The sequence below is a fragment of the Mucilaginibacter sp. P4_C11 genome (assembly GCF_056402115.1).
In genome coordinates, this window is the sequence record NZ_JBFUIA010000010.1 from 96,490 (window position 1) to 117,258 (window position 20,769).

A 20,769-nucleotide genomic window follows, 5' to 3' on the forward strand; every position below is an offset into this window, starting at 1 on the left:
ATGGATCCCCGGAAATTAAGTAAATGTAGTAATTGCGGTGCCGAACTGGAACCTGCGATTACTACAACTATAAAATGTGCTTACTGCGGCAGCGTATTTGAAACCGCGATAAGTGAGGTATCGCCTCCCGATCCGCCATTAAGCGAGGATGAAGAAGCTTTTCAGCCTGTTGAAACTTCACTGGCGAGTCCTGGAGTTAGTCAAGAAAAAAATAGCAGTTCTGGAGCAATCATCATCACCATCTGCGTGTTGGTGTTAATAGGGCTGATAACCACAATCCATAATTACGCCATTGAAAATACTACTAACAATACAGCCGATTCGGTTGCTATTGACAACGTTGCCTCGATCAATAAGGCAAAAAAAGACAGCGCCGGTGTAATTAGTAATGAGGCAAAGCAAGGTGCATCGTCGAAATCTGCACCCAAAGAGTTGTCTTCAATTGTAGTGGATGCCGCAATGTTCAAAAAACTTTATCGCAATGCGCGTAAAAAGCATGATCAGTTTTCGGGCAATACGTTCATCTACGATCAAAGTTCTCCGCGTTATGTGAATATCAATGGCATATACGCCTATATTAGTAAGGACGATAGCGGTAACACACTCCGGTTTACCACTCAATACACCTCAAAGAATTGGCTATTTATAAAAAATATGATCTTTAATGCCGGTGGTGAAACGTTTAATTACGCGCCTGATTTTAAAAGAGATAACGGCGACGGGGCAATATGGGAATGGAGCGACGAAGAAGTCCCGGATGCAAACCTTTCTATGTTGGTCAAAATAGCTATTTCCAAAAGAACAAAAGTTAGATACGATGGCGATAAATACTACGATGTTGTAACGGTAACCCACATGCAACAGGCGGCGTTAAAAAGGCAGCTTCAGATTTACAAAGGATTACTTTTGGGCTACGATAGGGTGTCCAAAAAATAAAACATAGCCATCGGCATCTGTTATTTCAAAACCGCGTAGCCCGTCGCTATTGTTGTGAATGGGTTGGCGGAAGCTTATGCCGGCCTGATTAAATTCTTCAAATAAAACGTCGGGGTCTTCGGTAGATATATATGCATCCCAGGCAGCCCATTCGTGCCTAGTAGGGTTGGGCATGGGTTTTATGTCGGCAGTAATAGCCTTTAGCATAAGGGAAATGGGGCCGCGGCCCACCATGGCAAAAAACGGATCACCCTCGGGCCCCATGTACCGCACTTCGAACCCAAGTTTAGTTACATAGAAAGCAACCGAATCGGTTACGTTGGAAACAATAAAAAAGGCGAAATGAAGTAAAGCTTTGACATCGTTTTAAGTTTTTATGATGGGTAAAAGCAGCCTTGTATTTGTTTCAAATATCGATAATTCAAAAAATAGATACAATAAAACAATTAAAAACGGTACTGGTATTTTGTATCTCATTAGAAGTGGTCATGAACTTGCCTGCGCCATACAAGTTTATTACAATCTGCTTAAGGCCTCATTAATCAATTCTAACCCATTTTCTGAATAAGGCAATTTTAGCGCGAATTGATGCCCGTGCCCGTCCATTTTTAACAACGATTTCCGAAGAATATTAATGATTTTCTCAGGATCATCCTTGTATTTTTTTCTGAATTCCTCATATTGCAATTGCAGGAATACCAGGCAAAGTGCATTCTCCATGGTCTGAACATCAGCGTCAACCTTAATTCGTTTCTTCAGGATGATTTGTTTAACACGATCCGATGTCTCGTCGTCATAACCCGTATCTTTCATCAAACGTCCTGCGATGGAGGCATGATGCAGGGATAGGTCTTTGCGCCAATTCAGGTATGGCTCACGCCCTTCCGGGTAATCTTCACGCGGAATTTCCCACCTGCCGATGTGCTGACTCCTGGATGCCAATAGTAACTCTTCACCAGCATCAGGATCTAATTTTAAAACCCATTCATATAATTTAATAGCAAAAAAGTATTCCTGCGGCTCAGTTGCGTTCTCCCAGGTAAAACTGCGGGGATCTTGTTTGTTATAAGCATCAAAAAGTTCAAACGCCTTGTTTAGTTTACTCATAGGTTGAAAATAAGTTAAATATTTATAATGCCCTCATAGTTTTTTGAAATCATAAATATCCGATAGATTTGTTGTTATCCATCTAACCAATAATCTTATGAGTACATCTACAGCAAATTTATTTGAAGCCAGGGCTAACGAGTTTAAAATGCTGCATCAAAGGGCGGGTATTTTTGTAGCTCCTAATCCCTGGGATGCAGGATCGGCAATGATTTTGGAAACCCTGGGGTTTAAGGCGCTTGCCACAACAAGCGCCGGGCTTGCTTTCTCATTGGGTAAGCCTGATGGACATGCGTCAATAACCCGCGAGGAGACCCTGCAGAATGTGAAAAATATTATTGCAGCTACCAATTTACCTGTAACTGCCGACCTGGAGAATGGCTATGGCGACAACCCTATGGATTGTGCTGAAACGATTGACCTTGCCGCGAAAGCAGGTTTAGCAGGTGGTTCTATCGAAGATGCTACCGGAAACCCGGCTAATCCCATTTACCCGTTTGAATTGGCTGTAGAACGGGTGAAGGCCGCCGTAAAAGCTGCCCGCGATCAGCCGTACCCATTCACGTTAACTGCACGGGCCGAAAATTTAATATACGGCAGGCCCGATTTAAAAGATACTGTTGCCAGGCTGGTTGCTTTTGCCGATGCTGGAGCCGATGTATTATTTGCGCCCGGCCTTAAAACGCGCCAGGAGATTGAGGCAGTGGTTAAGGCCGTTGCGCCCCGCCCGGTTAATGTAATTATGGGCGTTTTGGGTAGCAATTTTTCGTTAAATATGCTCGAAGATATGGGGGTGAAGCGGGTGAGCATCGGGTCATCGCTGATTCGGGCAGCTTACGGGGCGGTTTTTAGGGCGGTAGAAGAGATCCTTCAAAACGGCACTTTTAGCTATGCCGACCATGCAACACCGTATGGCGATTTGAATAAGTTATTCGGAGGGCGTTAAAAAGCAACTGTTAAACAATAAAACCCGGCGGTAAGCCGACATGGCAAACGCATCTAATTGGGTTAACATAACTTAACACATTTTAGATAATATATTATAAATATTTGATAATCAATATTTTATATTTTAACATGGTTAACACTAAACTGATCGCGCAATTTAGGCGTATCCAAATACTTGTGCCTGTCGTTGGCCAATGCAAGTCCCCTCAGTAGCCGGATCATTTAACCAGGATCAACAAATAAAAACAAGGTGTCGTTTGATGCTCTTATCTTCCCGACGCCGTAAGCTTATTCCATTAGCTATTTGGATGCGTTTGCCCTGGTAGGCCAGATTTTGTTGTAAAGTATTATAAAATAAACGCGTATTGAAAATTACTAATTTTTAGCCACGAGCTGCTCCGTTGCAGCCACCTTTCCGGGATACACCTTCAAAGCCTCCTCCAAACAAATCATAGCGCTTTTTAAGTCGTCATTATTAAGTACATAAGCCATACGTACTTCATTTGTGCCGGCGCCCGGCGTGCTGTAAAAGCCTGTTGCAGGTGCCATCATTACGGTTTGGTTGTTGTAACTAAAGGTTTCCAGCATCCATTGGCAAAACCTATCAGCATTGTCAATTGGGAGCTGTGCCACTACATAAAATGCCCCCCCTGGGTTAGGACAGTAAACGCCATCAATGTTATTTAAGGCGGTTACCAGGGTATTTCGCCTGCTGGTATACTCTTTATTTACGGTTTCAAAATATTCGTCGGGCGTATCAACGGCTGCCTCACCGGCAATTTGTTCAACCATGCCGGCACTTAACCGGGCCTGGGCAAATTTCAATGCTGCTGTGCGTAATTCTGCATTTTTAGTAATCAGGCAGCCTAAACGGGCGCCGCATGCGCTGTAACGTTTGCTTACGGTATCCATAACCACCACGTTATCATCCAACCCGGCTAAATGCATCGGCGAAATAAATTTACGGTCATCGTAGCAAAACTCGCGGTAAGCTTCGTCCGAAAACAGGTAAAGGTCATATTTTAAACACAATTCCTTTAAAGCCTCCAGTTCTTCCTGCGAATACAGGTACCCTGTTGGATTGTTAGGATTGCAAATGATAATAGCTTTGGTTTTATCAGTAATCAGCTTTTCAAATTCGCTGATAGGGGGCAAGGCAAATCCGTTATCAATGTAAGATAGGATAGGTTTTACCACAATATCGCTCTGGCTTGCAAATCCATTGTAATTGGCATAAAAAGGCTCCGGGATAATTACTTCATCGCCCGAATCTAAACAGGCCATCATGGCAATGGTAATGGCTTCAGAACCGCCGGTGGTTACAATGATATTATCCGGGGTAATATTGTACCCCAGTTTATTGTAGTATTGTGTAAGTTTTTTACGATAGCTTAAAGTACCCTCGGATGGAGTATAGGCCCAAACTTTAAAATCAATGTTTTTAATGGCATTTAACATGCCTTCGGGTGTTTCAATATCCGGCTGGCCGATATTCAAATGGTACACTTTTTTGCCATCCAGCTTAGCCTGATCGGCATAAGGTGTTAATTTACGAATAGGAGATGCGGGCATTCGCTGCCCTTTCTGAGATATTTTTGGCATGTGCAAAATTACAAAAAAAAAATCCGCCTCTGAAAGTAGATAGAGGTCGGATTCATTTTAATTATTGTCAATTGAATTTCAAAATGCAAAAAAAACACCGCGTAGCGGTGTTCAATATTTTTTTAAGTACTCCCTTCCGGGGAGGATTTAGGAGGGTTGCTTACTTACTTGAAGCTGGTTTGGCAATAACCTCGCCTATGATATTTAAGTATTTTTCGGGTGTAACCGCGTTTGATTTAACTACAATGGTTTTGTTAAACGGAGCAGCCACTGCAGCATTATAAGTGATTTTAATTAAACCTTTATCACCGCTTTTTACAGGGGTTTTGGTATAATCGGCAATGGTACAGCCGCAGGTTGGCCTTACTTCAGTAAGTATAAGTGGCTCTTTACCAATGTTTGTAAATTCAAAAACAGTAGTAACAGGAGTGCCCTGGGGTACTTTGCCAAAGTCATGCTTTTCTTCATTGAATTTAAACTCGGCTTTTTGGTTATCTTGTGCCGATGCAGTGAAGGCAAAACCTAAAACAACTGCGCAGATCATTAATATCTTTTTCATATGCTATATTTGATTAATACAAATATAAAAGGTTTAACGTAATAACAAAACTATTAGCAATACTTCATGTTTTAAGTGTTACTATGCCAAATACAGAATAGAATTTTATAATTTTACCGTCTAAAMGAAATTTTATATGCCTGGAACTGCAATTCGTGCCACCAGTAAATTTGATACCGCAGAGCTTAGTTTTGATGATTTTAAAAAGATCGTTATTGAAGATTATCGTATTGGTTATGAGAGCAGACAAGCCAGTATTATAGGCCGTAAAGAGGTATTAACGGGCAAGGCTAAGTTTGGTATTTTTGGCGATGGCAAAGAAGTTGCACAGTTGGCCATGGCCAAAGCATTCCGCGCCGGCGATTGGCGTGCAGGCTATTACCGCGACCAAACTTTCATGTTTGCCACGGGCATGAGCAACCTCAGGGAGTTTTTTGCCCAGCTTTATGCCCACCCTGATGTAGAAAAAGATCCGGCCTCGGCCGGCCGTCAAATGAACTGCCATTATGCTACCCGTTTTATTAATGCCGATGGCAGTTGGATAAACCAAGCCGAAACGATGAATTGTTCATCGGATATATCAACCACAGGCGGCCATATGCCGCGATTGCTGGGCCTGGCTTATGCGTCAAAACTATACCGCCAAAATAAGGAACTGGAATATCTGAGCCAGTTTTCGGTTAATGGTAATGAGGTTGCCTTTGGAACTATAGGCAATGGCGCCACATCCGAAGGCGTTTTTTTTGAGTGCTTTAACGCGGCCGGCGTGTTGCAGGTACCCATGGCAATTTCTATTTGGGATGATGCTTATGCAATCTCGGTACCGGCTAAACTACAAACTACTAAAGAAGATATTTCAGAAATATTAAAAGGTTTTCAGCGCGAGAATGGCTCAAACGGCTTCGAGATTTTTAAGGTTAAAGGATGGGATTATATAGCCCTTTGTGAAACCTATGCCCGTGCCATTACTTTATGCCGTGAAGAACATGTTCCGGTGCTTATTCACGTTACCGAGATGACCCAGCCGCAAGGGCACTCAACCTCGGGTTCACACGAACGATATAAATCAAAAGATCGCCTGGCCTGGGAAGATGAGCACGATTGCTTGCTGAAAATGCGCCAATGGATGATTGCTTCGGCCATTTCAACTGAGCAAGAGCTGGATGAGTTGGAAGCAGAGGCCAAAAAATATGTGCGCGACTGCCAACGTGAAGCAGCAGGGGAATTGGTTACCTTGATAAATGCCGAATTGGAAGAAGCGGCCAAAATGATTGAGCAATACGCCGAAGATGTTTCGGTAAAAGAACAATTGACAGAGATAGTAGCCGAATTGCGTAAAAGCTATGATGCCGGCCGTAAAGAAATTGTCTCTGCTGTTAGGAAAACTTTGAGGGCTACGGCTAAAGAAGACTCGGCCGAAAGACAATTACTTGTAAATTGGTTAAATGCCGAAAAAGTTAAAGCCAATGAGAGGTATAACACAAAGTTGTTTTCTGATACGCCACAATCACCACTTTATGTGCCCGTTGTGCCTGCCGTCTACAGCGATAACGCTCGCTCTATTGATGGTCGCGAAGTTTTAAACGCTTGTTTCGATGCTAATTTTGCCAGGGATAAAACCATCGTGGCATTTGGTGAAGATGTGGGCGCCATAGGAGATGTAAACCAGGGATTTGCAGGCCTGCAAAGTAAGTACGGCGATTTGCGAATAACCGATACAGGTATCCGTGAAACCTCTATTATTGGGCAGGGTATGGGCTTGGCTATGCGTGGATTAAAACCAATTGCCGAGATTCAATATCTTGATTACCTGATATACGCAATTACCGTTATCTGCGATGATATCGGCAGCCTTAGTTACCGTACTTTCGGCGGGCAAAAAGCGCCTTTGATTATACGCACCCGCGGACACCGCCTTGAAGGTATCTGGCACTCAGGCTCGCCCCTCGGGATGATATTGGGCTCGATGCGTGGATTTCATATCTGCGTGCCACGTAACATGACCCAGGCGGCAGGCATGTACAATACATTACTGCGCGGCGATGAACCCGCATTGGTTATCGAAAGCCTGAATGGCTACCGCCTGAAAGAAAAACTTCCTGAAAATGTTGGCGAGTTTACTGTGCCGCTTGGTAAAGCCGAAATTATGAGGGAAGGTACCGATGTTACCGTTGTATCCTATGGTTCAACCTTGCGCATTGTTTTAGAGGCCGCCGAGGAGCTGGAGAAAATGGACATCAATATTGAAGTTATCGACCCGCAAACTTTATATCCGTTTGATAAAGATAACCTTTGCGGTGCGTCGTTAAAGAAAACAAATAAACTATTGGTGGTTGATGAGGATGTACCAGGTGCTGCATCTGCTTATATTGTTCAGCAAATAATTGAAGCCCAGAAGGGTTATTACTCGTTAGATAGCCAGCCGCGTACATTGACAGCGAAGGAACACAGGCCTCCTTATGGCTCGGATGGGGATTATTTCAGCAAGCCATCTTTGGATGATATTGTTGAGGCTGTTTATGCCATTGTAAGCGAAGCAAACCCGGCTAAATTTCCGCCGATATAGTAAGGAGAGTCAAGAATCAAGAGAAGTGCAAAGGTGATTTATCTGTTTTTGACTCTTCATATCTTCTTGATTACATAGTTTTAATTTTTTGTCTTAATTCCTGATTCTTAACTGTTGATTCTCCACCACCATGGATTCTAATTCTTTTGCTACCGTTGCCAGTATTATAAAAACACGCCGTTCGGTTAAACCAAATGTGATGAACGGGCACAAGGCTCCAAATGGTCATGTTGCCGCCCTGCTTGAACTTGCCGATTGGGCGCCAACACACGGCTTTACCGAACCGTGGCGATTCATCGTATATGAAGCCCCTACTAAGTTTTGCCAGTTACATGCTGACGTTTACAAGCAAGGGGTAAATGCCGAAGAATTTAACGAAACTGTTTACAGCAACCTGCAACACCAGGGTGATAAAGCTTCCCATGTTATTATTGCCATTATGGAAAGAGGTAATCTGGCAAAAATTCCTGCTTTTGAAGAAGTGGCGGCCGTTTCCAGTGCTATTCAAAATATCCTGCTCGGCGCTACGGCTTTAAGTATGGCTTCATTTTGGAGTACCGGTGGAGCCATATTAAAACCGGGTTTTAAAGATTTTTTGCAGCTGAGGGAAGATGATCAAGTAATGGGCGTATTGTACCTGGGTTATGCCGACCAAAATCCTGAAGGAAAAAGAACAACTCCTCTTGAAAATAAAGTTAAATGGATCAAATAAATAATCCTAACCTTTCCATTATTTACATCGTATAACTCTGCATTGTAATTTCCTTTGTTGAAATAATATTTCATTATAACTAAAAAAATGTTAAAAATGATTTTTTAATTAGATTGGAATTTATATATTTGTAATTGTCCGGTTCCTAATGCTGGTCAATTTATCAATTCTAAGCCTTTATTAATTTAACTTATTGATTCAAAATTAAACTCAACACAAGTATGAGGAAATGTTTTTGGGGCTTAATATTGGCGATTTTTTTATTTTCTGCTACAGTTATTAGCTGGAGATCGCCAAATGCTAACAAATCAAACGGAGGGGTAAATTCTGGTCTTGCTACAAAAGAATTATTTAACCAGTACGTAAACAGCCTGTATGTGGCTGCCGGTTTACAAGGGTCAGGGCTGGCTTTTGATGTGTTTGAAAAAGCCTTTACCGGTTATACCAATCTGAAATTATCGCATAAAATACCAGAAAACAGCGCGGTGTTGACGATAGTCGACTTCAGTAAATCGAGTCGCGAAAAACGCATGTGGATTGTCAATTTATTTAATAAACAACTGTTGTTGAACACCTGGGTAGCTCACGGATCAGGAAGCGGCATGGAAATGGCTGAGCATTTTTCTGATCGTAACGATTCGCACCAAAGCAGTCTGGGTTTTTACCTTACCGATAATGTTTACATAGGTAAACATGGCCGTTCGCTACACTTAGATGGATTGGATTCGGGTTTTAATGCCAGTGCACGTTTTCGTGATATTGTAGTTCATGCAGCAAAGTACGTTGGGCAAGGTGCTATTGACCAGCAGGGGCGTTTGGGCCGCAGTTTTGGCTGCCCGGCAGTAGCACCAAATGTTGTTGATTTTGTGATCAACACTATCCAGGGCAAATCGGTGATTTTTATCAACGGTAATGACGACACTTACACCTCAAAATACCTGGATGAAACGGCACCCTTAAACCAGGTAGCTGCAGATTCTACATCTTTTGATATAGCAAAGCTATAAAATATTGCCTATCCAATTATAAATCTGATTGCCCGGCCTAACCAGCCGGGCATTTTTTTATTTGGTAAGAAATTTTTTAAGGTGATCATACAGCACGATGTCCAGCCCATACACATCTGGCCGATGTTGTAATACACCAGTTTCATCAGCCCAACAGGTAACGTAGGTAATATATATCGGTGTTTTTTTAGGCAGTGCTATGCTGGTAGGGTCAGGATTGTCAGTCGCCATATCTTTCACAATGGTGTCAAACTCTTCGCCTTCGCCAAAAAGGTTTTTGGCAAGGGCCTGTGGGTCGCCAAGGCGCACACAACCATGGCTTACTGCACGCATGGCTTTTCCGAATGCAGATTTTGCCGGCGTATCATGCAGGTAAACACTGCTTTTGTTTTTAAACAGGAATTTTATCTTTCCTAATGAGTTATCCTCTCCGGGGCGTTGTTTAAAATCATAGTCAAGGTTATCTTTGGTAACCGCACTCCAGTCAACATCTTCAGGGTCATCAATCAATTTTCCGTCTTTATAAACATCAATATTTTTGTTTGATAGGTAATACCTGTCTTTGGCGGCCTCTATAATAATTTCTTTAGTGGCTATACTTCGCGGAATATTCCACACCGGGTTTACATCTACACTGTGAATTACGCTGTTTAGTTGGGGCGTTTCACGTGGGAATGGTTTATCAATGGCACAGGTATCATCATATTTACCCAGGCTGTTTTGCCCGTCCATGTTTCGGCCCTGCCCAACACAAACCTTCATGTTTAGTATGGATTTTCCATTTTCAAAAACATCAAGCCTGTAATCGGGTACGTTTACATATACGTATTTGGGCTCGTAAGGTTTATTTCGCCAACGTAAACGTTCCATATTAACCAACAGATAGCGTTGGGTTTCTTCCTTCGATAAACCATCAAATGTATCGCCATGCAGATACGCTTTTTGCAGTGCAAGGTATTGCGGGTCTTTGGGTTGTATGCTATCCAGGTACGCCTTAGTATCGGAGGCCATTAGCGTGGCTTTCATTGATGCGCTGTCGGGGTGTTTGGTAGCCGTAAAATACCTTGAGTAGATTTTTTTTGGGTTAACTACACCAAATTGTATGGCATTGGCATATTTTGTTAGGGTGCTGGTTGCCAGCAGTTCCAGTTTGGCCAACTCTTGATACGCTTCTTCGGTATTACTGATACCGGTTTTGCCATGAAATTTGGCAATCATAGCCTTTAATTCTTCGGGATGGAATAATTCAGGATCAATACCGTGCTCATCAGCCTTACTGTAAAAATTCGGTATAGCATCCAGGTCGCCATTGGCCAGGTGGTTCATTACAAATACGGGCATGTAATTATTTGCCTTGTAATAAGCCTCTATAGCCGGCTCGTTGGATAGCTTTAACTTTTCAATCTCCAACTCTTTTTTAAACGCAGCGGTATATGCATCGTCGTCAAGATCCTTAAAGACCTTGTTTTGTGTTGTTTTAAAAAGATTAGTGGCTATTTTATTATGCTTTTCTTTACAGCTTTGTATGGTTAACAATAAAGCAAATAAGGAAATCAGTATAAAGGATAGTGATTGTTTGTTTGTCGTGACGGGAGGCATACGTATAAATTACTGTTAAATATAGCTCATTAATAGCAATTGCCATACCACAACCGCTACAAGTTTTTAATTAAATTTGAAATCAGACAATTTATCAGCAATATTTGACTAATCGCTTCATGAGTCGCTAATGAAAAGACAGTTATTAATTATAGCAACATGCTTTCTGCCATTTATGGCAACTGCACAGGATTTTAAGCCGGTAAACAAAAATGCCACCCCCGAGGCGGTTAAGTTACTATCCTTTTTATACCAAATAAAGGGAAAGCATATCCTGTCTGGTCAGCAAAATTATAATAACGATCTGAACACGTTTTCGGATAGTGCTTACGCCATTACCGGAAAATATCCCGCTTTGTGGGGTTCTGATTTTATGTTGTGGGGCGATAAAGACCTTGGGCAGAAGCTGGTGTACGAAGCGCAAAAGAAATGGCACGATGGTTACCTGGTTACCATTATGTGGCACCAGGGCAGGCCAACTGATGATGCGCCATATGACTGGAAAACAAGTATACAGGGTAAGCTTACCGATGCCGAGTGGACAGAATTGACTACACCAAATACGCCTTTAAATAAAAAATGGCTGGCAGATATAGATAAAAAGGCGGTTTACCTAAAACAGCTAAGAGACTCACATGTACCGGTTTTGTGGCGGCCCTACCACGAAATGAACGGCGTATGGTTTTGGTGGGGCGACAAAAAAGGCAAAAACGGTATCCAAAAGCTTTGGAAAATGATGTACGACAGGTATACCAACTATCATAAACTAAACAACCTGATATGGGTATGGGGCGCAAACGGTTTACGCGATATTCCCAAAGACGAAGCATACGATTATAAACTATATTATCCAGGTGCCGATTATGTTGATATCCTGGGATCGGACGTTTATCACTCTGATTACGAACAAAAGGATTACAATGAGCTGCTAAGCCTCGCCAACGGCAAAATTATTGTACTTGGCGAAACCGGCGAATTGCCCAAACCGGAAGTATTGGCAGCCCAGCCCGAATGGGCCTGGTTTATGATATGGACAAGCTGGCTTTGGACGGATAATACCCACAATAGGGTAAAGGAAATTTACAACCTGCCGCAAACCCTTAACCATGAAGAAGTAAAAACCATGCTGCAAAAATAGTAATGGACAAAATTAAACTACCCGAAGTTTGGTTGCGCGGCCCTTTAAATGATATCCCCGCGTTGTTGCAGCCCGTTGCACATGCTTTATTGCAGGCCAGGGAAGAACTGAATGAGCTGATGGCCGATTTTCCAGACCTATTGTTGTGGAATAAAGTTGCGGGCGTGGCCTCCCCGGGTTTTCATTTACAGCATTTGACTGGTGTGCTCGACAGGCTATTTTCCTATGCAAAAGGAGAGATTCTCTCCCAAGAGCAATTAACCTATTTAGCCGCCGAGGGTAGGCCAGATGTAACCATTAGTGCAGCCGTATTAGTTAAGCAATTTAATTCCCAGGTTGATAACGCCCTGAAACAATTGGCCAATACTAATCAATCTACCTTAGCCGAAATAAGAGGCGTGGGACGCGCGCAAGTTCCATCAACTGTTATTGGCCTGTATGTGCACGCTGCGGAGCATACGATGCGCCATTTAGGACAATTACTGGTTACTGTTAAGGTTTTGAAACAGGGTTTGTTACAACTATAGTATCCGGTTTACATAAACATAGCTACCGCATCCTTAAGGCTTTTTGATGAGTGGGTTACTATCGCACCAGGGTGCCTGTCGTCCGGATCAAACAAAAACGTATCGATACCTAATGAGCCTGCCGCTTTTATTTCAGATTCGGGATCATCACCAATAACCAACAACTCTTCTGGCCGATAATTGTTATTGCTCATAATCATGGCAAAAATGTCTTTTTTTGTTTCTGAGGATATTTGCGGGTCGACAATATAGATAGCTTTAAAATCGGCTTCGACGCCTAACAGTCGTATTTTGCTCCATTGCAGCTTGGTAAAGCCGGTAGTCACCAGGTATTTATCTATCGGGGTTTCACTGATGTATTTATACTCTTCGTAAGGTTGCATCGGGAGGGCATACTCCAGGTCTTTGAGCAAATCAAGGCCTTTGTTTTTTGCCGCTTCGCTGAAGTTGAATTTTTCGGCCACTTGCTGGTAGGGGCGGCGCTGCATTTCTGCTTTTGCCTTTTCAATTTTCTCGGTGCCAATTTCTTCTGCCAGGGTATCAACAAAGCCAAAAACCGCTTCGAAAAGATTGCCGGAAATTGAACTTACAGGGTAAATGGTATTATCCAGATCTAATATGATGGCCTTTTTCATAATATATTGTCAACAGGAGTTAATACAATTGGCTCGCTTTTTTTTATTAGCTTTTTAAGGATATAGTACCCGATAGATACAAATAAGCAAACGCCGGCAAATACCCACCACAAGCTATCAAAGCCACCTGATGTAATAATCCGGGCGCCAACGGCAGGAGCAATGATCTGTGCCGCCGACCAAGACATGCCGTAAATGGCAGCATACGAGCCCCGGTTACTATTATTCGTTCGGCTCACCCAAAAAGAGTTCATGAATGGCATGGCGATGATTTCGCCAAAAGTTATCATTACTACTATCAAAACAGCTATCCCGGCATTATGAGGCAGTATGTTCAATAAAACAAAGGTAATGCCGGATAATAATACACCTATGCTGATATAGGATAAAGGATGCCTTTTACCATCCAACTTATGAACAAGCACCATTTCGACAGCTACGATCAGTATTCCGTTGAGCGCCATTAAAAAGCCGATAAAACTTTGGCCAAGATGCCACTGTATTACATAAAATACAGGCTGAGTGATGAAGAATTCATAGAAACAGCAGGAGAATAGCGTATTTAAAATGATGAACCATAAGAATATGCCATCGGTATGCGCCGCTGCCGATTTTATAACCTTTGCCACGCTTTTTACCGATGTCCGGATCTGTGATCGGGGCATTAAATTCAATAAAAGTACTGCCGCCAAAATATTTGTACTACCATCTACCCAAAAAAGCCAATGATAGTCAACCGATGCTAACACTCCGCCCAGGCCACCACCAACCGCCCAGCCCAGGTTAACCGCCAATCGGTTTAGCGAGTAGGAGCGTGTTCGGTTAGCATCATCAGCGTAATGTGCAATTGCCGCCGAGTTTGCAGGCCTGAACGACTCATTACAAACGCTGAGCACAAACGTTAGTATGCAAATACTAATGAAGGTATGCTGGTATCCTAAAATAATAAACTGGATGCCCCCTAAAAGCAGGGCTCCAACCTGCACATCATAAAAACCTATTTTATCGGTTAGCTTGCCACCTAAAAACGCGCCTCCAAATGCGCCAATGCCAAAAAACGCCATTACCCAACCCGACTGTATTACCGTAAAATGAAGTTGTTTAATCATATAAACACTCATAAACGGAACCACCATAGTGCCGCTCCGGTTAATGAGCATTACCAGGCTCAGGTACCAACTGTTTTTAGATAGTCCGTAGTAGGCGTTTTTGTATGATTGGATAAGCGGGCTTAGCATCGTTGTACAAAGATAGTTTTTAAGGCAGAAAGCCTAAGGCCCAAAGCAATAAAAGCTTTCTGCCTTAGGCCTTCCGCTTTTAGCTTTTCTCTTTTTAGCTCAGTTTCGAATTACGGTTTCGCAACCAATGGTCGGCCAAAACCAGTGCTGCCATCGCCTCAACAATAGGTACAGCACGCGGCACCACGCAAGGGTCATGACGGCCTTTGCCCGATATTTCGGCGGCGTTACCTTCGCTATCAATGGTGGCCTGGTTTTTCATGATGGTAGCAACCGGTTTAAAGGCTACTTTAAATTCGATAGGCATACCGTTGCTGATACCACCCTGTATGCCGCCCGAGTAATTGGTAATGGTTGTTATATCGCCTAAATGCGACTTTACAAAAATATCGTTATGCTCGGATCCCCGCATTTCGCTGCCTGCAAAGCCCGATCCAAATTCAAAGCCATGAACGGCGTTGATGCTTAGCATAGCTTTACCTAAATCGGCGTGCAGTTTGTCAAATACCGGGTCGCCTAAGCCAACGGGGCAGTTTTTTATGTAGCAGCTTACCTTACCGCCAACGGTATCACCGTCTTTGCGTACGCTGTCAATAAACTCAATCATTTCTTCAGCTGTTGCCGGGTCGGCACACCTTACAATGTTTTTCTCCCGCTCATCAATAAATTCCTGAACGTTTTTAATCTCCACGTTTGGTGCATCTATTTTGCCAACGCTGCTTACATGGGCTGCAATCTCAATTCCCTGGGTTTTGAGCAATAGCTTTGCCAGGGCACCCGCAGCAACACGCGCCGCAGTTTCGCGGGCCGAGGAACGGCCTCCGCCACGATGGTCGCGGATACCGTATTTGGTTTGGTAGGTATAATCGGCATGGGATGGGCGGAACACATCCACATTATGGGTATAATCCTTTGACCGCTGATCTTCATTCGGAATCAGCATTGCAATGGGCGTGCCCGTGGTTTTTCCTTCAAATACGCCGGATAGGATCCGTACCGTATCTGCCTCTTTACGCTGTGTGGTAATCTTCGACTGCCCAGGCTTGCGCTTATCCAGCTCGCCTTGTATATATTCGATATCAACTACCAATTGTGCCGGGCAGCCATCTATTATTACCCCAATGGCCTCGCCATGCGATTCGCCAAAAGTGGTTATCCTGAATACTTGCCCGAATGAATTGCCTGCCATTGTTTTAGATGTGAGATGTTAGATACGACATTTAAGAAAGCTCAAATGTCAGAATTTAATTCTAATTAAACCGTCATTGCGAGGTACGAAGCAATCCCCTAAATGCTAAGTCCCACGTAGTTCGGGATTGCTTCGTACCTCGCAATGACGGGTATTTTATGGTTTTTTCAAGATGGTCAATTTCATTATGTCATTGCGAGCGTAGCGCGGCAATCTCGTCGGTTGCATGGTTGTCTTGCAAAGTTCGCGATTGCTTCGTGCCTCGCAATGATATAGTTTGGTGCCGGATTTACCTTTTACCTTTCGCCTTTAACCTTCCACTTCCTCCACAACAAACCCTTGCTTCTCCAAATCATCCCAAAATGCAGGGTACGATTTGTCGACTACCGGGCCGTTTTCAAATTCCAGTTGCGGAACAACCAGCGCCAGTGGAGCAAAAGCCATGGCCATACGATGATCGTGGTAGGTGTTGATGAACATCCGCTCCGGAATAAACTTTTCGCTGCAATCCAGTTTATAAACCTGGCCCTTTTCAATCAGTTTAACGCCCATTTTGGCCAGTTCGGTTTGTAAAGCTAAAACCCTGTCGGTTTCTTTGATCTTTAGCGTTTCTAAACCGGTGAAAGTTGCTTCGTGACCTAATGCCGCGCACACTACAATTACTGTTTGTGCCAAATCGGGGCATTCCTTCATGTCGAAGACTTTGCGGCTTAAAGGTTTGGCCTCTTTTAGTAAATGTACACCACCATCTTTAAATTGCGATGTGATACCAAAATTGGCCATTATCTCGGTAATAACGCTGTCACCCTGGAGGCTATATGCGGTTAAACCGGTCAGGAATATTTCTGCCTCATCGGCCAGGGCAGCAATAGCATACCAGTATGATGCCGCGCTCCAGTCCGGTTCAATGTATAATGATGTTGTGGCAAAATCCTGGTTGGCTATGGCAATCACATTGTCGGTCCAGGTGTGCTGGATACCTGCTGTTTGTAACATAGCCAGGGTCATTTCTACATATGGGCGCGACGTTAGTTCGCCTTCAATATGTAATTCCAAACCAAGCGGCAACCGGGCAGCTATTAGCAAAAGTGCGGTAATGTACTGACTGCTGATGTTGCCTTTTATACTGATTTGACGGCTTAGCTGCTCAAAACCGCCTTTTAATTTAATAGGAGGGTAGCCTTCTTGCTCTTCAAAACCTATGTGGGCACCAAGTTCCTTCAACGCATCCACCAATACACCTATCGGCCTCTCCTTCATGCGTTGGCTACCGGTTAAAATTACCTCGTAATCCTGTATAGCATAATAAGCCGTTAAAAAACGCATCGCCGTACCGGCCGGGCCGATGTCGACAGTGGTGAGTAGTGAGTGGTGAGTAGTGAGTGGTTCGCCGCTGCTGACCTCCAATACCTCTTGATTCTTGACTCTTGATTCTTGATTCTTCCTCAAAATCCCTGCTAACAAAACCGAATCGGCCGAATCGGATACATTATCTACCTTAACCTTACCGTTGCTCAGCGCTTCGATAATGAGGGCGCGGTTACATTCACTTTTTGAACCGGTGAGGTTTACCGTGCCTTTTATATGCTTATTACTTTTACTCAGGATGATGTTTTGCATCGCTATTTATAGGTTGTATGTTTTACGTTGTACGTGATACGCGGTACGTTGAAGGGAATAAACCTAAGTCAAAACGTATAACGTACCACGTAAAACGTATAACATAAAAATTACGCGTGTGTTAGTTTTTCTGCTGCCTGGCCTGCTTCGCTGGCGTTCATGATGGCTGTTTGCCTGCTGATAGATTCGGCGTGTAAAAGTTCCAGTAATTTTTCGGTAAACTCGCTGCCTAATTTTAATGCTTTAGCATAATTAGTACGTTTTTGCAGAATTTCGTCCCAACGGCCAACCTGTAAAATGGTAATACCGTTATCTTTTTTATGCTGACCGATTTTATCGGCAATCAGCATACGCTCGGCAATTTTCTGGATAACTAAATCGTCAATTTTATCAATCTGGTTGCGCAATTCGTGCAGCTTATCGTTAACCTCGGCATTGCGTACTTCTGGTTTACGTAAAGCCAAATGATCAATAATATCAGCAAGTGCAGCAGGGGTAACCTGTTGTTTAGCATCTGTCCAGGCTACGCTTGGGTCGATGTGCGATTCGATCATCAACCCTTGCATATCCAAATCCAAAGCTTTTTGCGAAATGTAACCAATAAGGTCGCGGTTACCCGATATGTGGCTTGGATCGTTAATGATAGGCAATTCAGGTGCTAAAGTTTTTAAGGCGATAGCGATATCCCACATCGGCTCGTTACGGAAAGCAGATTTTTCGTAAGATGAAAAACCGCGGTGGATAGCAGCAAGTTTAGTAATACCTGCGTTGTTGATACGCTCTAAAGCACCAATCCATAAAGAAAGATCGGGGTTTACCGGGTTTTTAACCATTACCGGCACATCAACACCACGCAAAGCATCAGCAATTTCCTGTACAGTAAAAGGGTTTACTGTTGAACGGGCACCAACCCAAAGTATATCAACACCTGCTTTTAAAGCTTCTTCAACGTGTTTACCGGTAGCTACCTCAATAGCTGTTGGCAAGCCTGTTTCGGCTTTAGCGCGTTTTAACCACTCCAAACCAATTGAGCCAATACCTTCAAACTCTCCCGGGCGGGTACGTGGTTTCCAGATACCTGCACGTAAAGCAGAAATTTTACCGGTTTGGGCTAATAAATGGGCGGTGGCTACCAGCTGATCTTCAGTTTCGGCGCTGCAAGGGCCTGCAATTACCAATGGTTCTTTACCGGTTTTAATCCAGGTATGAAGTGGCTGTATGTTTAAATTTAGTTTCATTGTGTTTGTTATTTGTTCCGGCTGCTTGTTTTTTAAACCGGGTTGTTTTATGTTTTAATTTTTTGATTTCCTGTTTGGTTCGGTGATCTTGAGGGATCGCCTTTTTTTGTTTAAACGTTGCGGCGGATGTTGATATATCGCCTGCCGCGGTCAATTCGCTGGGGTTTGGGTGCTACTGATGGTTCGTCATCGTGTCTTTCATATTCGCCAAGTATGTTAAAGTTTTGTGTGTATTTCAGTATCTGCCGTATAGCACTATCGTAGTGTTTCTGCTCGTCCCACTCCACATCTACATAAAAATTATATTCGTTACGCTTACCAAGTATGGGCATGGATTGTATTTTGCTCATGTTTAAACCCTCTTCGGCAAAAATGTTAAGCACTTTGGCCAAAGCCCCAACCTTATTACTTACCTGGAAACAAAGCGATGCTTTATTGGCCGGTTTTTTATCCATGTTATCATGATGGGTGAGGATCAAAAAACGGGTAAAATTCCGTTTGTTTGATTCGATGCGGCGCTCCAAAACATCCAGTCCGTATAGTGTTGCCGCCAATGAATTGGCGATAGCTACTGTATCCGTTAATTGTTCGTCGCGGATGCGTTTAGCGCAGGCGGCGGTATCGCTGCTCTCTACAATTTTAAGATGCGGGTATTCGTCAAAAAAATCAACACACTGGCGCAGTGCAATAGGGTGCGAGGTTACGTATTTTACATCCTCAAACTTTACACCGGGCAAAGCCATCAGGTGCAGTTGAATAGGCAGGTAAATTTCGCCTACTACCGGGAAACCATAATCGAGCAGTAAAGTGTAGTTGGGCAATATGCTGCCGGCAATGCTGTTTTCAATAGCCATTACCACATAATCAGCCTCGCGGTTCTTTAACTTCTCAAAAGTTTGTTTAAAAGAGTTGCACTCAATCATCTGGGCGTTTTCGCCAAAATAACGCAGGCCGGCTTCTTCATGGAAGGAGGCGCGGATTCCCTGTATAGCAACTCTTGGTTTTTCTATTTTCATAACCCCTGTTAATGCAAAAAGTCCCGGCATTTTGTGCCGGGACTTTTTAAATTTTTTATGTGTGTTTAGTACATATTAGTCCCGGCTCTTACTGGTAAAGTAAAAGTAGTAACCATAAAAATATGCACTGTTAAATTTCATCTGTTTTTTATTACGTTGTAAATGTACGGTAAAAAATGATTCTGTCAATAGAAAATTTTATTTTTTGGTGAAAAAAGTAGGTGAACCAAATTTTATATTGTAAAAATGGATTTTACCTACTTTTAAATAGTCTGTTGCTGCTGTAAATAACAGGTATCCCTAACTTATTCGGAAATTTCGATAAAAAATCGTAACTGCTAATCAATATATTGGGGATTATCAGGCAATCACCGTTCTGAAATTTAACCTCGATTTTCTTATTAAAGTCAAGGCGAAAGCCACGGCGGTCATTGTTTTCATAAATGACGATGTTTTCGATATTCAGTTTTTCATAGGCCGATATATTTTGCTCGTCTTTTCCAAAATAAAACAAATTGTTGCCCCTTGAAATTTGAAGGTACAAACTGCGGTTTTGAATAGCGAGAAACACGGTGTAAAGTATAAATCCTCCGATGATTAAAATAAGAAAGCAGGGATAAAGTATAAAAGGGGTGTCACTGGGAATGCTGGCAGCAAAGCTGATAAATAATCCAATATAGACCAATAACAATGCAATCAGCATAAATACCCGTGAAGGTTTTACTTTATATATAAAGTTATTGGTGATGAAATGGGGCTGGTTGCCGATGTTAAAAAAATGCTTCTCGAAAACGCTTAGGTCAAGGGTTTTATCAAAAAAATCGGCAACAAGTTTTTCCGCGGCCTCAATATCAGCAGCGTGGTATTCATATAAATGATTATCCCTGTCAAGGTAATAAACACAAAATTTCCCGCCGAAATAAAGCCCCAGTTTTAGATAGTTAATATCATCGTCCTGTATAGTAACCGATGGGCCGGTTAATTGAATATCAGTTAAAGGGCGCTCCAAATCCCAGGGAAAGTTTTTTATCAGTTGAATTGTTTCATCCAAATTTCTTGGCTGCTCGTCAGAAAATTCGCCTTTTTCGTAAGTGTTATGTTGTAGTTTGGATATAAGTTGCGGCATAGGTTA

General features: G+C 42.8%; 18 protein-coding genes and 1 pseudogene. 7 read left to right on the top strand and 12 right to left on the bottom strand.

What is annotated here, in order from left to right; genetic code table 11:
• Positions 1–936 carry a TFIIB-type zinc ribbon-containing protein gene (locus AC1DU2_RS11270; RefSeq protein ID WP_477384430.1) on the top strand — a complete coding sequence of 312 codons (936 nt, stop codon included), beginning with the start codon at positions 1–3 and terminating at the stop codon, positions 934–936.
• On the opposite strand, the pseudogene AC1DU2_RS11275 reads toward AC1DU2_RS11270, so the two are convergent.
• Positions 901–1,272 (bottom strand): annotated as a pseudogene (locus tag AC1DU2_RS11275) (VOC family protein); the annotation flags it as partial. The gene AC1DU2_RS11270 and the pseudogene AC1DU2_RS11275 sit on opposite strands and share 36 nt — an antisense overlap.
• 180 nt (positions 1,273–1,452) lie before the next feature.
• Complete coding sequence (locus AC1DU2_RS11280; protein ID WP_477384432.1) at positions 1,453–2,043, bottom strand: DUF4202 domain-containing protein; 591 nt, start codon at positions 2,041–2,043, stop codon at positions 1,453–1,455.
• A 97-nt stretch (positions 2,044–2,140) separates the two neighbouring features.
• Here AC1DU2_RS11280 and AC1DU2_RS11285 point away from each other — a divergent pair, with 97 nt between their 5' ends.
• A complete protein-coding gene (locus AC1DU2_RS11285) occupies positions 2,141–2,989 on the top strand; it encodes an isocitrate lyase/PEP mutase family protein (RefSeq protein WP_477384434.1) in 849 nt (282 codons plus the stop codon).
• Between the two features lie 377 nt (positions 2,990–3,366).
• Here the strand turns inward: AC1DU2_RS11285 and AC1DU2_RS11290 are convergent, their stop codons facing one another.
• Both AC1DU2_RS11290 and AC1DU2_RS11295 read right to left on the bottom strand, forming a co-directional pair.
• Positions 3,367–4,593: a pyridoxal phosphate-dependent aminotransferase gene (locus tag AC1DU2_RS11290; RefSeq protein WP_477384436.1), complete on the bottom strand. Its 1,227-nt coding sequence runs from the start codon at positions 4,591–4,593 to the stop codon at positions 3,367–3,369.
• 160 nt (positions 4,594–4,753) lie between these two features.
• Positions 4,754–5,152, bottom strand: coding sequence for a DUF1573 domain-containing protein (locus AC1DU2_RS11295; protein WP_090650036.1), 399 nt, complete (start codon positions 5,150–5,152; stop codon positions 4,754–4,756).
• A gap of 136 nt (positions 5,153–5,288) precedes the next feature.
• Between AC1DU2_RS11295 and AC1DU2_RS11300 the strand changes: the two genes are divergently transcribed.
• The 3 genes from AC1DU2_RS11300 (at position 5,289) to AC1DU2_RS11310 (ending at position 9,437) form a co-directional block, all read left to right on the top strand.
• A complete protein-coding gene (locus tag AC1DU2_RS11300; protein WP_477384438.1) occupies positions 5,289–7,718 on the top strand; it encodes an alpha-ketoacid dehydrogenase subunit alpha/beta in 2,430 nt (809 codons plus the stop codon).
• Between the two features lie 130 nt (positions 7,719–7,848).
• Positions 7,849–8,430 carry a nitroreductase family protein gene (locus AC1DU2_RS11305; RefSeq protein ID WP_477384439.1) on the top strand — a complete coding sequence of 194 codons (582 nt, stop codon included), beginning with the start codon at positions 7,849–7,851 and terminating at the stop codon, positions 8,428–8,430.
• A gap of 221 nt (positions 8,431–8,651) precedes the next feature.
• Positions 8,652–9,437 carry a murein L,D-transpeptidase catalytic domain family protein gene (locus tag AC1DU2_RS11310; protein WP_477384441.1) on the top strand — a complete coding sequence of 262 codons (786 nt, stop codon included), beginning with the start codon at positions 8,652–8,654 and terminating at the stop codon, positions 9,435–9,437.
• A 57-nt stretch (positions 9,438–9,494) separates the two neighbouring features.
• Here the strand turns inward: AC1DU2_RS11310 and AC1DU2_RS11315 are convergent, their stop codons facing one another.
• Positions 9,495–11,036, bottom strand: coding sequence for a L,D-transpeptidase scaffold domain-containing protein (locus tag AC1DU2_RS11315; RefSeq protein ID WP_477384443.1), 1,542 nt, complete (start codon positions 11,034–11,036; stop codon positions 9,495–9,497).
• A gap of 175 nt (positions 11,037–11,211) precedes the next feature.
• On the opposite strand from AC1DU2_RS11315, the gene AC1DU2_RS11320 reads away from it, so the two are divergent.
• Both AC1DU2_RS11320 and AC1DU2_RS11325 read left to right on the top strand, forming a co-directional pair.
• Complete coding sequence (locus AC1DU2_RS11320; RefSeq protein WP_477384445.1) at positions 11,212–12,174, top strand: glycosyl hydrolase; 963 nt, start codon at positions 11,212–11,214, stop codon at positions 12,172–12,174.
• A gap of 2 nt (positions 12,175–12,176) precedes the next feature.
• Positions 12,177–12,701: a DinB family protein gene (locus tag AC1DU2_RS11325; protein ID WP_477384447.1), complete on the top strand. Its 525-nt coding sequence runs from the start codon at positions 12,177–12,179 to the stop codon at positions 12,699–12,701.
• An 8-nt stretch (positions 12,702–12,709) separates the two neighbouring features.
• Here AC1DU2_RS11325 and AC1DU2_RS11330 read toward each other — a convergent pair whose 3' ends face one another.
• The 7 genes from AC1DU2_RS11330 to AC1DU2_RS11360 all read right to left on the bottom strand — a co-directional run bounded on the left by AC1DU2_RS11330 (position 12,710) and on the right by AC1DU2_RS11360 (position 20,763).
• Positions 12,710–13,336 (bottom strand): HAD family hydrolase, encoded by a 627-nt coding sequence (locus AC1DU2_RS11330; protein WP_477384449.1) that lies wholly within the window; start codon positions 13,334–13,336, stop codon positions 12,710–12,712.
• Positions 13,333–14,574, bottom strand: a complete 1,242-nt coding sequence (locus AC1DU2_RS11335) for an MFS transporter (RefSeq protein WP_477366487.1) — start codon at positions 14,572–14,574, stop codon at positions 13,333–13,335. The genes AC1DU2_RS11330 and AC1DU2_RS11335 overlap by 4 nt, the downstream gene beginning before the upstream one ends.
• A 94-nt stretch (positions 14,575–14,668) precedes the next feature.
• Positions 14,669–15,763: a chorismate synthase gene (aroC, locus tag AC1DU2_RS11340; protein ID WP_477384451.1), complete on the bottom strand. Its 1,095-nt coding sequence runs from the start codon at positions 15,761–15,763 to the stop codon at positions 14,669–14,671.
• A gap of 309 nt (positions 15,764–16,072) precedes the next feature.
• Positions 16,073–17,383 carry a 3-phosphoshikimate 1-carboxyvinyltransferase gene (gene aroA, locus AC1DU2_RS11345; protein ID WP_477384453.1) on the bottom strand — a complete coding sequence of 437 codons (1,311 nt, stop codon included), beginning with the start codon at positions 17,381–17,383 and terminating at the stop codon, positions 16,073–16,075.
• Positions 17,384–17,493: 110 nt separating this feature from the next.
• Complete coding sequence (locus AC1DU2_RS11350; protein ID WP_090650066.1) at positions 17,494–18,621, bottom strand: chorismate mutase; 1,128 nt, start codon at positions 18,619–18,621, stop codon at positions 17,494–17,496.
• A gap of 110 nt (positions 18,622–18,731) precedes the next feature.
• Positions 18,732–19,637 carry a prephenate dehydratase gene (locus AC1DU2_RS11355; protein WP_477366497.1) on the bottom strand — a complete coding sequence of 302 codons (906 nt, stop codon included), beginning with the start codon at positions 19,635–19,637 and terminating at the stop codon, positions 18,732–18,734.
• Between the two features lie 253 nt (positions 19,638–19,890).
• The gene (locus AC1DU2_RS11360) at positions 19,891–20,763 is read right to left on the bottom strand and encodes a PH domain-containing protein (protein WP_477384455.1); all 873 of its coding nucleotides are present in this window, start codon (positions 20,761–20,763) and stop codon (positions 19,891–19,893) included.
• Positions 20,764–20,769: the final 6 nt, after the last annotated feature.

What these genes read in the sequence shown, in the direction of transcription:
- AC1DU2_RS11270 (WP_477384430.1), top strand. Translation starts at nt 1, where the DNA reads ATGGATCCCCGGAAATTAAGTAAATGTAGTAATTGCGGTGCCGAACTG.
- AC1DU2_RS11280 (WP_477384432.1), bottom strand. Translation starts at nt 2,043, where the DNA reads ATGAGTAAACTAAACAAGGCGTTTGAACTTTTTGATGCTTATAACAAA.
- AC1DU2_RS11285 (WP_477384434.1), top strand. Translation starts at nt 2,141, where the DNA reads ATGAGTACATCTACAGCAAATTTATTTGAAGCCAGGGCTAACGAGTTT.
- AC1DU2_RS11290 (WP_477384436.1), bottom strand. Translation starts at nt 4,593, where the DNA reads ATGCCAAAAATATCTCAGAAAGGGCAGCGAATGCCCGCATCTCCTATT.
- AC1DU2_RS11295 (WP_090650036.1), bottom strand. Translation starts at nt 5,152, where the DNA reads ATGAAAAAGATATTAATGATCTGCGCAGTTGTTTTAGGTTTTGCCTTC.
- AC1DU2_RS11300 (WP_477384438.1), top strand. Translation starts at nt 5,289, where the DNA reads ATGCCTGGAACTGCAATTCGTGCCACCAGTAAATTTGATACCGCAGAG.
- AC1DU2_RS11305 (WP_477384439.1), top strand. Translation starts at nt 7,849, where the DNA reads ATGGATTCTAATTCTTTTGCTACCGTTGCCAGTATTATAAAAACACGC.
- AC1DU2_RS11310 (WP_477384441.1), top strand. Translation starts at nt 8,652, where the DNA reads ATGAGGAAATGTTTTTGGGGCTTAATATTGGCGATTTTTTTATTTTCT.
- AC1DU2_RS11315 (WP_477384443.1), bottom strand. Translation starts at nt 11,036, where the DNA reads ATGCCTCCCGTCACGACAAACAAACAATCACTATCCTTTATACTGATT.
- AC1DU2_RS11320 (WP_477384445.1), top strand. Translation starts at nt 11,212, where the DNA reads ATGGCAACTGCACAGGATTTTAAGCCGGTAAACAAAAATGCCACCCCC.
- AC1DU2_RS11325 (WP_477384447.1), top strand. Translation starts at nt 12,177, where the DNA reads ATGGACAAAATTAAACTACCCGAAGTTTGGTTGCGCGGCCCTTTAAAT.
- AC1DU2_RS11330 (WP_477384449.1), bottom strand. Translation starts at nt 13,336, where the DNA reads ATGAAAAAGGCCATCATATTAGATCTGGATAATACCATTTACCCTGTA.
- AC1DU2_RS11335 (WP_477366487.1), bottom strand. Translation starts at nt 14,574, where the DNA reads ATGCTAAGCCCGCTTATCCAATCATACAAAAACGCCTACTACGGACTA.
- aroC (WP_477384451.1), bottom strand. Translation starts at nt 15,763, where the DNA reads ATGGCAGGCAATTCATTCGGGCAAGTATTCAGGATAACCACTTTTGGC.
- aroA (WP_477384453.1), bottom strand. Translation starts at nt 17,383, where the DNA reads ATGCAAAACATCATCCTGAGTAAAAGTAATAAGCATATAAAAGGCACG.
- AC1DU2_RS11350 (WP_090650066.1), bottom strand. Translation starts at nt 18,621, where the DNA reads ATGAAACTAAATTTAAACATACAGCCACTTCATACCTGGATTAAAACC.
- AC1DU2_RS11355 (WP_477366497.1), bottom strand. Translation starts at nt 19,637, where the DNA reads ATGAAAATAGAAAAACCAAGAGTTGCTATACAGGGAATCCGCGCCTCC.
- AC1DU2_RS11360 (WP_477384455.1), bottom strand. Translation starts at nt 20,763, where the DNA reads ATGCCGCAACTTATATCCAAACTACAACATAACACTTACGAAAAAGGC.